The sequence below is a fragment of the Pseudarthrobacter oxydans genome (assembly GCF_034258515.1).
Lineage (GTDB): Bacteria > Actinomycetota > Actinomycetes > Actinomycetales > Micrococcaceae > Arthrobacter.
The window spans coordinates 874,318-887,312 of sequence record NZ_CP139438.1 but is presented as its reverse complement, the minus strand read 5'-3'; the positions used below and the strand labels follow the sequence as shown (position 1 = coordinate 887,312).

Genomic DNA, 12,995 nt, shown 5'->3' with positions numbered 1-12,995 from the left:
CTATTTAACTGCGGCTGCGCCGGTCCTGGCCTTTGTCCTGGTTGCCGGCGGCAATCCCTAGTGCGGCGGCATCATCCCAGGTGTCCACGTCTGCCGTGGAACCTGCAGGGACGGTGACAGGCTGCACCTCCAGACTAGCAAGGAGGGAGCGCACGGAGCCGTTAATAAGGGCGCCACGGGACGAGAGCTGCGCCGCCGAGGTTTTTAACGCAGCCGTGCGGTAAAAACCGGCCAGAGGCTGGAGCCGGCCGTCTTCCGCGCGTGCCATGGCGCCGTCTGCGTTCGTCGAAACCATGGCCGCCACCAGTGCCTCCACTGCGTCCCGGACCAGCGGCATGTCACACGCCAGCACCAAAGTGAACTCCGCCTCGTGTCCGTCCCGGGCCAAGGCGTCAAGTCCGGCGGAGATGGCAGCTGCCGGCCCCGCGAACTCCGGCTCTTCCCGGCAGAAAAGCACCCCGGGGACAGAATGTCCGGCGTCCGGGCCCACCACCGCCGTCCGCGCAGCATCCGCTGCAGCGGCCAGGGCGCGCTGGAGGAGGGTGTCATGATGGAAAACCAAGCCCTGTTTCGGCACCCCGCCCAACCGGGAAGACCGGCCGCCGGCCAGGATCACTGCATTGAAGTCCAGCCGCTTCTGTTCCATGCCCCCAGCCTAGCCATCGGCGGCGCTGCGGGCGTGCCGAAGGTTCCGGTCAGGCGGCCCGCTCCGGCAGAAGGAACGGATCCCAGGCTGGAGTGGGCTTCTCAAGTTCCTTGATCTGCCAGATGGTTCCATGCGGTGGCTCCGGGACGAAACGCAGTTTCCAGCCCATTTCCGCCGGCGTATGGTCGCCCTTGACGTTGTTGCAGCGCAGGCAGGCCGCCACCAGGTTCTCCCAGGAGTCCTCGCCGCCCCGGGACTTGGGGTGGACGTGGTCGATGGTGTGGGCCGCTTTACCGCAGTACGCGCATCTGTGGCCGTCGCGCCTGAGCACTCCGCGGCGGCTGACAGCAGTGGCCTGGTTGTACCTCGGCCGGATGTAACGGTTCAGGAGAATCACCGAGGGACGGCCCAGGATTTCCTGCGGTCCCACCACGGGATCATCGCCTTCGGCAACCACGCTGGCCTTGCCCGTGAGCACAAGCACCAGCGCCCGGCGGAAAGTGATCACCGCCAGGGGCTCATACCCAGCATTCAGAACGAGAGTGCGCATGCACGTACCTCTTCACGGCCGCACCCGTCCAGGGGCACGAGGGCCGGCTGCCCTCGGCATGTCCGGGCTATGGATCGACACCACAAGAGTAAACATAGAAGCGCGCGATCGGCTAATCGCCCTTTCCCTGAACGGTCGTGTCGATCCAGTCAGGCGGCGCATACTGAACGGCTGGAGCAGCCGGCAGTTAAAAGGCAAGAACCCTTGCCGTGAGGGCAAGGGTTCTTTTGAGTCCTGGTCGGACCGCCGGAACTGGCGGGTCAGTTCACTCGGATGAACACGGGGCCGGAGCCGACGTTGGCGCTGAAGACCACCGTCTGGTTTCCGTTGTAGCCACCGTGGACGGCCTGGCCGTTGCCTGCGTAGACAGCAATGTGTGCCATGCCGGCACCGCCGTCGGCGTAGTAGATCAGGTCGCCGGGCTGCGCCTCGGCAGCGCTGACGGTGCGACCCAGGGAGAGGTAGCCTGCAGGCCAGTCGTGGAAGTTGATCCCCACTGCTGCCAGGGAGTTCGTGACCAGCATGGTGCAGTCCTGCATAACACCCAGCTGGGCGTATGCAGCCGACAGGATGGCTGCACCCTTGCCGCTGGCGGAAGCAGTGGGAGCGGCGGCCGGGGCCGAGGCCGTGGAAACCTTGGCCGTGACCTTGGGAGCAGCAGGCTGGGCGACGGGGGCCGGCTCGGCCTCCTGGACCTCGACAGGTGCGGGTTCTTCGATAACCGGGGCCGGCGTGGTGGTGACGGCGGGCTTTTCGAAGGTGATGTTGATCGTGGAGGCCGCGGAGATGGGGGCTTCGACGGCGGATTCAACTTCCAGGGTGGAAGCCGGAGCGGAGTCGCGCTGGACGTTGGAGTCGGCAGCGTTCGCCGCGATGCCGCTGGTCAGTACCAGGCCGGAAGCGGCGGCGATGACAGCGGCCTGGCGGCCTACGCCGCCGGCGTTCTCGCCGACAGCCTTGGCGATGATGGCGATTGAGCTGGTTTTGGTGACCTCGGCGCGATGCCGTGCGGTAGCACGAGTAGTCATCAGTTCTCTCTTTCGTTTTCCTCAGGCCGTTGTGGGCACCAAGGGATGTGGACGCGCCGGCATCTTGGGGGTACGCCGGCACGCCCCGAACGGGGATGTGGTGTTAGCGGAAAGCGTGGTGGAGCAAAGAAATAGTTCTTGGACCCGAGGGTCCAAGAACTATTTGCTGATGGTGAAGAACGAAGAGGTGCCGGTGGCGGCTACGGCGTGGAGCAGCGTGCCCTGGGAGGGGTTGAGCGCGCTGACCATCATGCCGTTGCCGACGTAGATGCCGACGTGCGCTCCGCCGTTCTGCATGACCAGGTCGCCGGGCTGCGGGGTGGAGGTGGGGGTCATGGCAGTCCAGGCGTTGACGCGGGGGATGCTGATGCCGGCCTGGGCGTAAACCCACTGGGTGAAGCCGGAGCAGTCCCATCCGGTGACCGGGCTGGTGCCGCCCCAGACGTAGGGGCTGCCAATGCCCGTGTAGGCGATGGCAGCAATGCCTGAGGTGGAAGCGGAAGAGACAGTCTTGGCCAGCTTGTCCGCTGCAGACTCCGAACTCGACGCTGCGCCCGTTTCCGTGGCGGTGGACTGTGGGCGCACCCGCTCCGGCTTCGGGGCGGCAGTGGTCTTGACCACGGGCCGCTCGAACGACACGGTGGCCGTGGGGGCTGCGGTGACTGCCAGGGCAGCCTGCGCGGAGCCGGACTCGGTGGAAGCGGAAACACCAGCGGTGGTGTCCGCTGCGTTGGCGGGCAGGCCCATGCTGAGGATAAGACCGGAAGCTGCGGCGATAACGGCAGCCTGGCGACCTACTGTCCCGGCATTGGCACTAACAGCCTTGGACATAGTGTCCAAGGGGTTGGTACGAACCGTTTGCGCACGGTGGCGCGCAGAATTATTGCGTGAAGACACGAAGGTAGCCTCTCCCAATGCCTGCGAGGTGAGCTGTCGGATTCGGATGGGAGTCACCCGGCCGCGCTGCTTCCAAGGAAGTTTTGCGACTTAACCCCAAGGTCTTAGCCAAAGCCAAGACCAAAATTGGTTCCCCCGCCCCTGCCAGACGATGAAATGCGAACGGACCTTGAGCGGTGGCAGAGTTAGGCAATCCGCACAAGAGCGTCAACTTCGGAAAAGTTGACGCGAGTTAGACGGTACAGCAGTTTTGAGTGAATGTCACATTCAGGTCACGGCAAGTCACGATCATCTGATAGTTCACCGTCACTTGACTACAGCCAGCCAGTCGGATCGACCACTTCGCCGTTGACCTGCACCTCGAAGTGGAGGTGGCAGCCCGTGGAGGCGCCCGTGGTCCCGCTAAGGGCAATTACGTCCCCGCGCGAGACGGTCTGCCCCTCCCTCACGCTGAAGGAGGAGAGGTGGTTGTACGTGGTTTCCAGGCCGTTGCCGTGGTCCACCACAACGCGGTTTCCGCCGCCGAACTGGTGCCAGCCCACGAAGGTCACGGTACCGGTGGCGGCAGCGAAGACCGACGTACCGCACTGGGCCACATAGTCCTGGCCGCGGTGGAAGTCGCCTGAGCCACCGGTGATCGGGCTGACGCGGTAGCCGAAGGGGGACGCTGTGGTCAGCGTGGCCAGTGGAGCGCCGAGGCTTCCTGCCGAGGCAGCACGTGACACCGAGCCGGCGGACTGGGCACTGAGAAGCTGCTTGAGCTTGCCGTCCGGATCCGCCTGGGTGACCACGGCGGAACGGCTGAAATCGATCTGGGCACCGGCCTCGGCTGAGATCTGCGGCTGCGGCGTGACGGCTGAGGCTGCCATCGGAGTAACACCGGGAGCGTCGGTGGCCATCACGGGGCTGGTGGCCGGCACCGTCACGGTCAGCACCAGGCCTGTGGCTGCGAGTGCGATTCCGGCCTTCTGGCCGATTCCGCTCGCAGCAGCGAACTCGGTGACTTGGCGGAAGGGACCACGACGGCGGCGCGCATCACGGTGGGGATCGCGGGGGCGTTCCGTGGTGATGACTTCAACAACCCGCGGCGTCGAAGCGGGCACCGCTGCGCGGCGGCGTCCCCTGGGGGTCTGCATGGACAAGAAGGGTTCCTCTCTGGAAAGCCTGCGAAGTTAGCTGTCGGATTCGGGTCAGAGAGTTCAAAGACCCGGTCCGCCGTAAGCAAGCTTCGGCACAGAGGTATCCACGGAGGATCCTTCACTGGAAGAGGCTTGCTGCTGACGGACTTCACCCCAAGGCAGTCCCCCGGCTGCCGTTTGTGGTTCCCCCGCCTCTGCCAGTAATGACTCGTGCACCTGATCCGCTGGCAGAGCTCGGCTCCAGATCAGGTAACGCTTTAGTATCAACGCTTGGGTTTAACTATAGGGGCAAAAGTCCCAAAGTAACAATTCCGTTATCTTTGCGTAACCGGCACCCGTTGGGGTAGCCGGGAGGCCTCAAGCGGTCCCTAGCGTACGGCCACGAAGACGTGCGCCGCGACTTCCGGCGGCAGCTCCAGGGCCCCTTCGATGCCCGGGACGCGGACCGAAATGTACTCCCCCACCCGCTCCAGCGAGACCGAGGCACCGGGCCGGATTCCGCCTTCATCAAGCTGGACCAACAACTCGGGTTCCACCTGGATCGGCTCTGCCAGGCGGCTGACTGTCACCTCAGACGCCGGGCCGTAGGTCTTCATGGCCTCAAGCAGGCTGACCGCCGCGTCCGCAGCGGCCTGCGCCTCGCCCCCGAGGGCCGCCAATCCCGGGATGGGATTGCCATACGGGGACTCAGTGGGATGGTTCAGCATTTCGTAAATGCGCCGTTCCACCCGTTCGCTCATGACGTGCTCCCAGCGGCAGGCTTCGTCATGGACGTAGGCCCAGTCCAGCCCGATGACATCGGCCAGGAGCCGCTCCGCCAACCTGTGCTTCCGCATGACTTCGGTGGCGCGCTTCCGGCCCACCTCCGTGAGTTCAAGGTGCCGATCTCCGGAGACAACCACCAGGCCGTCCCGTTCCATCCTGCCGATGGTCTGCGACACAGTGGGCCCGGAGTGGCGCAGCCGCTCCGCGATCCGGGCCCGGAGGGCAACGATGTTTTCTTCCTCAAGCTCCAAGATGGTCCGAAGGTACATCTCCGTAGTGTCGATCAGATCCGTCATCCAGCTCAGCTCCTCGAGCGCAGTACCTTGCGTTGTCCCACCGTACCGCCTTCACATGCAGCGTGGTCCGTTGGAAAGCTTAGCCTATTTTGAGTTTGTCCGAATAGTTGACGGCGCGGGCAGGGGCCCTGTCTCAATGTCTGGACTATGACGGTCCCGGTTCCCGCTGAAACAGCTGTTCAGGCAGAATGAGGGAGGGCCCGAGTCACAGTCGCCGCGACTGCCTGGCACCCACATCCGTCCGGACCAACACCCCGTCCACGCCGAAATTGGAGCACCTGTGAGCGAAACCAGCATCACTATTCCCGCCGACCTCCTGCCCAAGGACGGGCGGTTCGGCGCCGGTCCCTCCAAAGTCCGGCAGGAGCAGATCGATGCCTTGTCCGCCGCATCGAAGACCATCCTGGGAACGTCCCACCGGCAGGCACCGGTCAAGAACCTGGTGGGGTCCGTACGCGAAGGCCTGAGCCAGTTCTTCCGTGCCCCGGAAGGCTATGAGGTGGTGCTGGGCGTGGGCGGTTCCACGGCGTTCTGGGACGTCGCCAGCTTCGGCCTGGTGGAGAAGAAGGCGCAGCACCTCTCATTCGGTGAATTCGGCTCGAAATTCGCGGCAGCCACCAACAAGGCACCTTTCCTGGATGCCTCCTCCATCATCAAATCCGAGCCGGGAACCCGCCCTGCTGCGCAGGCTGAGGCGGGCGTTGATGCCTATGCCTGGCCGCAGAACGAGACGTCCACTGGCGTGTCCGCCCCCGTTAAGCGCGTGGCTGGCGCGGATGAGGGCTCACTGGTCCTTATTGACGCGACGTCGGCAGCCGGCGGCCTGGACGTCGACGTGGCGGAGAGCGACGTCTACTATTTCGCCCCGCAGAAAAACTTTGCCTCCGACGGCGGGCTGTGGCTTGGCCTGTTCTCGCCGGCTGCACTGGAGCGCGCGGCCCGGATCAAGTCCACCAGCCGCTGGATCCCGGACTTCCTGGACCTCCAGACGGCCATTGACAACTCCCGCCTGAACCAGACCTACAACACGCCGTCGCTGTCCACCCTGGTGACCCTGGACGCCCAGGTGCAGTGGCTGAACGCGAACGGCGGGCTTGACTTCGCTTCGGCGCGGACTGCAGATTCTGCCGGACGCATCTACAGCTGGGCGGAGTCCTCCGAATTCGCCACGCCGTTCGTCGCCAACCCGGACGAGCGCTCCAACGTAATCGCCACGATTGACTTCGACGATTCAGTGGACGCGGCCGTGGTGGCCAAGGTCCTGCGGGCCAACGGCATCGTGGACACCGAGCCGTACCGGAAGCTGGGCCGCAACCAGCTGCGCATCGCCACGTTTGTGGCCATCGAGCCGTCCGACGTCTCTGCCCTGCTGGCGAGCATCGACTACGTGGTGGGCGAACTGCGCAAGTAGGCCGGCAGCCTTAACGTACGACGGCGCCGCCCGGGATCATCCCGGACGGCGCCGTTCGTGTGTGGTCAGGAAGTCCTTGCTTCGTCGCCGGGCTGTCCACCGTCGCCGGGCTTTTCCTCCCCGGATTCCTGGCCCTGTTCCGGCTCCTGGGCCGGCACCTGCTCCGGCTCCTGCTCGTCCTCGGGTCTGACACGTTCCGCCCACGGCACCCATTCCGGGGCAAGGATCGAATCCTCCGACGGCAGCAGGCCGAGTTCGTTGACGGTGACGACCTTGGAGCGGGAGTTACGGGTGAGCACCGCGTACCACTGCCAGCCCAGGTAACCGGCCAGCTTCGACTCAAACAGATGGGTCACCAGGCGGTCGCCTTCGCTCTTGGCCGCAAGGTGTTGGCCGATCGTAGCCGGTGCCGTGATGCCCTCGATGGCGGTGCGGGCGGTGTCCACGGCTGCAGCCAGGAAGGCATCAGGCTTGCCTGTCCGCCACACCGGAACACCCGCGCGGCGCTTGGACATGGCCTTGGCCCCCGCAGCCGCAGGGTTGGCAGCGGCAGCAGCCCCCGCCGTCGGACCGTCCTGGTCCTGGGCGGCGGCCACCGGCTGTTCAGCTTCCGGGTTCATCGGCGCCTAAACGTCCAGCTCGTCGGCAACCTTACGCAGGGCAGCGGCGATGGCCTTGCCCTTGTTGCCTTCCGGATACTTGCCTGCGGAGAGGGTTCCGGAGAGATTGTCCAGCACGGTCACCAGGTCCTGGACCAGCGGGGCGAGTTCCTTGGCGTTGGGCCGTTTGGCCTTGGCGATCGAGGGCGTCTTGTCCAGGACGCGCAGCCCCAGGGCCTGGGCGCCCTTGCGTCCGTCGGCTACCCCGAATTCAACCCGGGTGCCTGCCTTGAGCTCTGTTACGCCTTCGGGCAGCGACGATTTGGGCAGGAATACCTCCTGGCCGTCTTCGCCTGCGAGGAACCCGAAGCCCTTGTCCTTGTCATACCACTTGACCTTGCCGGTAGGCACGTAATCAACCTTCTTCGTTCTGACGTCTTCTGACACGGCCAGCCGTCACCGCATCCGCACTGCAATGCGGGTTCAAGGTATGGCGGCTGCGGACCGTGTTGGTCTATCCCTCAAGGTTATCCTGCCCACCGCCCTATTGACGCTTTCAACGGCCCAGTGCAACCTTCCGGCTGCCTCCTTCAGCACCATTCACTCCCGGTGCGGCAGGAGGGGTAGCGTTACGTCCATGACACCCTCGCGCTACCGGCGTGCCCTGATGATCATCGCCGCGGCTGTGGCCGTGCTTTCCCTGGTGGCAGTGGGCAGCGTGATGGCCCTTGCCTTTGCCGGCTCAGTGGCTCCGGCCTGGGTCACCTATACGGCGCTTTACGGCCTGCCGCTTGCGTTCCTCCTGATGCTGTTCCTGGTTCTGGACAGCGTTGCCGGGCGCCGCCGGGCAGCAAACCCGGACCGGCGGTAACGTTGGACTGATGTCCCTCATTCGCGCATTGAGCAAGGAGCTGGAGGCACGCAGCGACGATTCACTGCGTGCGCTGTTCGATGCGCGGCCGGACCTCATTTCGCCCCCCGTTCCGGACTTCCCCGCCCTTGCCGCGCGGGCAAGTGCCCGGCTCAGCGTGCAGCGGGCACTTGAACGCCTCAACCGTCCGCAGATGCAGGTCCTCGAAACCCTCCACCTGTGCACCAATACGGACACCGGCCACAGCGCGTCCGCCGCGGGACTCCGGAAGATGATTTCCGGGTCTTCGGCAGCCTCGGTGGAGCGGATCCTGCATTCGCTGCAGGAACTTGCGCTGGTGCACCGCGCCGAGCCGCCGCACGGCACCCCGGCATCCGCGGCGAAACACCACTACTACCTCCCGGTGGGTTCGCTGAAGGACGTGGTGGGCATCTATCCCGCCGGGCTGGGCAGGAGCTACACCGAGCTGGTCCGCCTTCAGCCGGCCTTCGCGCAGCGGGCCGTGCAACTGGTGTCCGAACTGCACCGCAGCGGTGTTGCCATCCACGATGCCACCACCCCCATGGAGGCGGCGCTGGCGCTGCAGCACTGGACCTCCTCCCCCGAGGCTCTCCAGAGCATACTGTCCACTGCCCCGGAGCGGACGACGGCGCTGCTCGCCAGGTTCCGGAACTGGGCCATGGGTGCCGTCCCCCAGGCCCAACGGAAGGCCTCAATCGCCACGGAAGGATCCGACGTCGGGCCCGTGGACTGGCTCCTGGCGCGGGGCCTGCTGGTGCCGCTGGACGCGGCGCACGTCGAGCTGCCGCACAGCGTGGGGATCTCGCTGCGCGGCGGTGCGGTGATCGACGATTTCACGTTGTCGCCCCCGGTCCCCCAACTCGGCCGGACCTCAGCGGCGCTGCGCCGGAACGCAGCACTCAGCGCCATCTCGGAGACGCTGCGCCTGGTAAGCGATTTGCTCCACGCTGTAGGGGAGCAACCGCTGGTCACGCTGCGCAGCGGCGGTGTGGGAGTGCGCGAGATGAGGCGCCTTGCCGAACTGCTGCGGATCGACCTGCAGCACGCGGGAATCCTGCTGGAGCTGACCGCACTGGCCGGACTCATCCGCCTGGATGTCGATTCCTCGTCCTGGATCCAGCCTCCGCAGCTGGAATGGCTCGTCCTGCCGCGGCAGGAACAGTGGCTCTGGCTGGTGAACGCCTGGCTGTCCAGCCAGCGCGTGCCGTCCCTGGTGGGCCAGCCCGTCAATGGAACGCGCAGCGTGCCGGCGGCACACCGTTCCGCCTCCGGCAGCACCGTCATCGCGCTGTCAGCCGAAGCGCAGCGGCCTGATGCCCCGGTGGTCCGCAAACGCATCCTGGAGATCCTGGATGAGCTGACTGCCGAGGCAGGCGCCCCGGACGGGACCGCACCAGTACTTGATGCCGCAGCTGTTCTCCAGCGCGCAGAGTGGGCACAGCCCAGGATGGCCAGGCGCTTCAGCTCGATGATCCGCGGCGTGCTCGCCGAAGCCGAGCTCCTTGGACTGGTGGGATCCGGAGCCCTGAGCCAGCTTGGAAGCGCGTTGGCGGAAGACAACCCTGAAGCCGCGCTTGCCATCCTGGGCGAGCACCTGCCGGCAGCTGTCACCCACGTTTTACTGCAGGCCGACCTCACTGCCGTCGCCCCGGGGTACCTGGCCCCCGAACTGACCGGGAAGCTGCTGCTGATGGCTGACGCGGAAGGCCAAGGTCCGGCAACCACCTACCGCTTTTCCGCCGGCTCCATCAAGCGGGCCCTGGACAGCGGACAGGACGCCGCCGGCATCCTGGAGTTCCTCCGTGAGCACTCTGCCACCGCCGTGCCCCAGCCACTCGAATACCTTGTGGAGGACACGGCCTCACGGCACGGAAGATTGCGGGTGGGGGCGGCTGCCAGCTTTATCCAGAGCGAAGACGAAGCCGCGCTCCTGGAGCTTCTCTCCGGGCCGAAGGCGTCCGGCCTGAACCTGGTGAAGATTGCTCCCACCGTCCTGGTTTCCTCGGCGCCACCGCGGGAAACCGCCCAGGTTCTCCGCACCCTGGGGCTCTCCCCCTCCGTGGACGGCGCGGACGAACCGGTGGTCCGGCTCCGGGCAGCCCCGACCCCGCAGGACCACCTGCGCCCTGTCTACACCGCCCCGCGGACGGCGCCGGGGGCTGAGGAGGTGGACGCACAGCTCGCGGTCCTGCGCCAGGTGGGCGCCGCCGTCGGACACCGCGGCGGTTCCGGACACCGGGACGGCGAGGCCGGAACCCAGCTGGGGCTTGAGGCCCTGCAGCGGGCCATCAGGCTCAAGCAGCGGATCAGCATGAACGTGGTGGACGGGCTGGGGAATGCCAGCCTGGAAGTAGTTGTTCCGCTATCAGTAAGCGGCGGACGCGTCCGGGTGTTTGATCCTGCAAAGGAAACAGAACGCGTACTGTCCATCCACCGCATCATCGACATTGAGGCTGCAGAGGAACTGCGCCAGTGAAGGATTTCCCTGCGTGAACGACGGACCCCTGATTGTCCAGAGTGACAAAACCATCCTGCTTGAGGTGGACCATGAACTGGCAACTGAAGCCCGTCATGCCATCGCGCCCTTCGCCGAGCTGGAACGGGCACCGGAGCACATGCACAGTTACCGGCTGACACCGCTGGGGCTCTGGAACGCCCGCGCCGCCGGGCTGGATGCGGAAAAGATGCTGGACACGCTGCTGAAGTACTCGCGCTTCCCGGTTCCGCATTCGCTGCTGATCGACGTTGAAGAAACCATGTCCAGGTACGGGCGGCTGCGCCTGGAGAAGGACCCGCAGCACGGCCTGGTCATGCGGACGGACGACTACCCCGTCCTGGAGGAAGTGATCCGGGCCAAGAAGATCCAGCCCCTGCTGGGGCCCCGGATCGACGGTGAAACCGTTGTGGTGCACGCCTCCCAGCGGGGGCAGCTCAAGCAGCTCCTGCTGAAGATCGGCTGGCCGGCGGAGGACCTGGCCGGGTATGTGGACGGTACCCCGCACCTGATCGCGCTCAACGAGGATGGCTGGAAGCTGCGGCCGTACCAGCAGATGGCGAGCGACAACTTCTGGTCGGGGGGAAGCGGCGTGGTGGTGCTTCCCTGCGGAGCCGGGAAGACCCTGGTGGGCGCCGCGGCAATGGCTACCGGCTCCACCACAACCCTGATCCTGGTCACGAACACGGTAGCCGCCAGGCAATGGAAGGACGAGCTGCTCAAGCGCACGTCCCTCACCGCGGACGAGATCGGCGAATACTCAGGAGCGGTCAAGGAAGTCCGGCCGGTGACCATCGCCACGTACCAGGTGCTGACCACCAAACGCGGCGGCCTGTACCCGCACCTGGAGCTTGTGGACGGCCACGACTGGGGACTGATCATTTACGACGAGGTGCACCTGCTGCCGGCACCGATTTTCCGGATGACCGCCGACCTCCAGGCACGGCGCCGGCTGGGCCTTACCGCAACCCTGGTGCGCGAGGACGGCCGCGAGGGCGAGGTGTTCAGCCTTATCGGGCCCAAGCGGTACGACGCCCCCTGGAAGGACATTGAGTCCCAGGGCTACATCGCGCCGGCAGACTGTGTGGAAGTCCGGGTCGACCTGCCCAAGGACGAACGGGTTGCCTATGCCATGGCCGATGATGCGGACAAGTACCGGCTTTGCGCCACCTCCGAGTCCAAGACGCACGTAGTGGAACAGCTGGTGGCCCGGCATGCCGGTGAACAGCTGCTGGTCATCGGCCAGTACATCGACCAGCTCGATGACCTCGGCGAGCGCCTGCAGGCGCCGGTGATCAAGGGCGACACCTCCGTGAAGGTACGCCAGAAGCTTTTTGACGACTTCCGGGCCGGGGACATCCAGACGCTCGTGGTTTCCAAGGTGGCCAACTTCTCCATCGACCTTCCGGAAGCATCGGTGGCCATCCAGGTATCGGGTTCGTTCGGCTCGCGGCAGGAGGAGGCGCAGCGCCTGGGCCGGCTCCTGCGGCCCAAGAAGGACGGCAGGGCGGCGCGTTTCTATTCGCTCGTTGCCCGGGACACCCTGGACCAGGAATTCGCGGCGAAGCGCCAGCGGTTCCTGGCGGAACAGGGCTATGCCTACCGGATCATGGATGCCAAGGATGTGGAACAGAATCCCGCCGGGGCCTAAGTCGCCACCTACCGGGTATGTCACGGGATGCCCGCAAACGTGTTGTCCGTGCCGCACCGGCTCGCGTGGCTGAATGCTTCCGATGCCCGTGGTTTCTGCTTCCAATATGCCCGTGTCTTCGCTGCGGCGAGGGCGTAGCGGTAATGGAAGGCGTGCCCGCGGGGGAGTTCGCCCGGGACCCTGACCGCCACGGACGTGTTCACCGGCTAGACCGAGAACCTCGCGGTCCCCAACGGCTCGCACAGGTAGGTGCCCGCCTCCATGGACGGGATCGCAGCGTGGAGCCGCATGTCAGCTTTGATGAACCCTCGGGCAATATTTGGTCAATATCTCTTCCGGACGTTGTCATCCCGTTATCCCCGGGCTACGCTCAGAGCGCTGGGTTACACATTGGTAAAAGGTCCTGAACTCAGATCAGGATGGGCGAAGCCTCATGGCTTTCCCCGTGTATGAGGACGCGTGCATGCGCAGTCGCCCCAGCCGATCCACCCGCGCACCCCCAAGCTATAACACTTGGCTCCGTGCTGCCTGCCCGCTCCGTGCCGCAAAGACGCGACCACCGGAGTAGCCGGCGGGCACCCGACGCGCGGGCGCCATCCGATCAGATTCTTGGAGAGGGATGCTGGG

Annotated in this window: 12 protein-coding genes and 2 riboswitches; of the genes, 4 read left to right on the top strand and 8 right to left on the bottom strand. The window is 65.6% G+C overall.

Annotated elements, in window-relative coordinates; all coding sequences use genetic code 11:
* Positions 1-4: 4 nt before the first annotated feature.
* The 6 genes from SMD14_RS04105 to SMD14_RS04080 form a co-directional block, all read right to left on the bottom strand.
* Entirely contained in the window at positions 5-646 is a 642-nt protein-coding gene (locus SMD14_RS04105) for an NTP transferase domain-containing protein (protein WP_321215407.1), read from the bottom strand.
* Positions 647-695: 49 nt separating this feature from the next.
* Positions 696-1,196: an HNH endonuclease gene (locus tag SMD14_RS04100; RefSeq protein WP_104996890.1), complete on the bottom strand. Its 501-nt coding sequence runs from the start codon at positions 1,194-1,196 to the stop codon at positions 696-698.
* A 260-nt stretch (positions 1,197-1,456) separates the two neighbouring features.
* Positions 1,457-2,224 (bottom strand): NlpC/P60 family protein, encoded by a 768-nt coding sequence (locus SMD14_RS04095; RefSeq protein ID WP_157239034.1) that lies wholly within the window; start codon positions 2,222-2,224, stop codon positions 1,457-1,459.
* Positions 2,225-2,383: 159 nt separating this feature from the next.
* Complete coding sequence (locus tag SMD14_RS04090) at positions 2,384-3,055, bottom strand: C40 family peptidase (protein WP_157239035.1); 672 nt, start codon at positions 3,053-3,055, stop codon at positions 2,384-2,386.
* Positions 3,056-3,125: 70 nt separating this feature from the next.
* Positions 3,126-3,323: riboswitch (cyclic di-AMP (ydaO/yuaA leader) on the bottom strand.
* A 112-nt stretch (positions 3,324-3,435) separates the two neighbouring features.
* Complete coding sequence (locus SMD14_RS04085; protein WP_157242685.1) at positions 3,436-4,257, bottom strand: M23 family metallopeptidase; 822 nt, start codon at positions 4,255-4,257, stop codon at positions 3,436-3,438.
* 10 nt (positions 4,258-4,267) lie between these two features.
* Positions 4,268-4,510, bottom strand: a riboswitch (cyclic di-AMP (ydaO/yuaA leader).
* 118 nt (positions 4,511-4,628) lie between these two features.
* Complete coding sequence (locus SMD14_RS04080; RefSeq protein WP_321215406.1) at positions 4,629-5,321, bottom strand: metal-dependent transcriptional regulator; 693 nt, start codon at positions 5,319-5,321, stop codon at positions 4,629-4,631.
* A gap of 280 nt (positions 5,322-5,601) precedes the next feature.
* Here SMD14_RS04080 and serC point away from each other — a divergent pair, with 280 nt between their 5' ends.
* Entirely contained in the window at positions 5,602-6,732 is a 1,131-nt protein-coding gene (gene serC, locus SMD14_RS04075; protein ID WP_321215405.1) for a phosphoserine transaminase, read from the top strand.
* Positions 6,733-6,797: 65 nt separating this feature from the next.
* Here the strand turns inward: serC and SMD14_RS04070 are convergent, their stop codons facing one another.
* Both SMD14_RS04070 and SMD14_RS04065 read right to left on the bottom strand, forming a co-directional pair.
* Positions 6,798-7,352 carry a DUF3027 domain-containing protein gene (locus tag SMD14_RS04070; protein WP_157239038.1) on the bottom strand — a complete coding sequence of 185 codons (555 nt, stop codon included), beginning with the start codon at positions 7,350-7,352 and terminating at the stop codon, positions 6,798-6,800.
* Positions 7,353-7,358: 6 nt separating this feature from the next.
* Positions 7,359-7,742: a cold-shock protein gene (locus tag SMD14_RS04065; protein WP_104996883.1), complete on the bottom strand. Its 384-nt coding sequence runs from the start codon at positions 7,740-7,742 to the stop codon at positions 7,359-7,361.
* A gap of 226 nt (positions 7,743-7,968) precedes the next feature.
* Between SMD14_RS04065 and SMD14_RS04060 the strand changes: the two genes are divergently transcribed.
* The 3 genes from SMD14_RS04060 to SMD14_RS04050 are packed head-to-tail and all read left to right on the top strand — an operon-like array spanning position 7,969 to position 12,368.
* Entirely contained in the window at positions 7,969-8,202 is a 234-nt protein-coding gene (locus tag SMD14_RS04060) for a hypothetical protein (protein WP_321215404.1), read from the top strand.
* 10 nt (positions 8,203-8,212) lie between these two features.
* A complete protein-coding gene (locus SMD14_RS04055; protein ID WP_157239041.1) occupies positions 8,213-10,699 on the top strand; it encodes a helicase-associated domain-containing protein in 2,487 nt (828 codons plus the stop codon).
* A 13-nt stretch (positions 10,700-10,712) separates the two neighbouring features.
* Positions 10,713-12,368 carry a DNA repair helicase XPB gene (locus tag SMD14_RS04050; RefSeq protein ID WP_321215403.1) on the top strand — a complete coding sequence of 552 codons (1,656 nt, stop codon included), beginning with the start codon at positions 10,713-10,715 and terminating at the stop codon, positions 12,366-12,368.
* Positions 12,369-12,995 lie beyond the last annotated feature (627 nt).

Coding starts and splice junctions, on each gene's coding strand:
- SMD14_RS04095 (WP_157239034.1), bottom strand. CDS start 2,224: ATGACTACTCGTGCTACCGCACGGCATCGCGCCGAGGTCACCAAAACC.
- SMD14_RS04105 (WP_321215407.1), bottom strand. CDS start 646: ATGGAACAGAAGCGGCTGGACTTCAATGCAGTGATCCTGGCCGGCGGC.
- SMD14_RS04100 (WP_104996890.1), bottom strand. CDS start 1,196: ATGCGCACTCTCGTTCTGAATGCTGGGTATGAGCCCCTGGCGGTGATC.
- SMD14_RS04080 (WP_321215406.1), bottom strand. CDS start 5,321: ATGACGGATCTGATCGACACTACGGAGATGTACCTTCGGACCATCTTG.
- SMD14_RS04055 (WP_157239041.1), top strand. CDS start 8,213: ATGTCCCTCATTCGCGCATTGAGCAAGGAGCTGGAGGCACGCAGCGAC.
- SMD14_RS04070 (WP_157239038.1), bottom strand. CDS start 7,352: ATGAACCCGGAAGCTGAACAGCCGGTGGCCGCCGCCCAGGACCAGGAC.
- SMD14_RS04085 (WP_157242685.1), bottom strand. CDS start 4,257: ATGCAGACCCCCAGGGGACGCCGCCGCGCAGCGGTGCCCGCTTCGACG.
- SMD14_RS04060 (WP_321215404.1), top strand. CDS start 7,969: ATGACACCCTCGCGCTACCGGCGTGCCCTGATGATCATCGCCGCGGCT.
- SMD14_RS04090 (WP_157239035.1), bottom strand. CDS start 3,055: ATGTCCAAGGCTGTTAGTGCCAATGCCGGGACAGTAGGTCGCCAGGCT.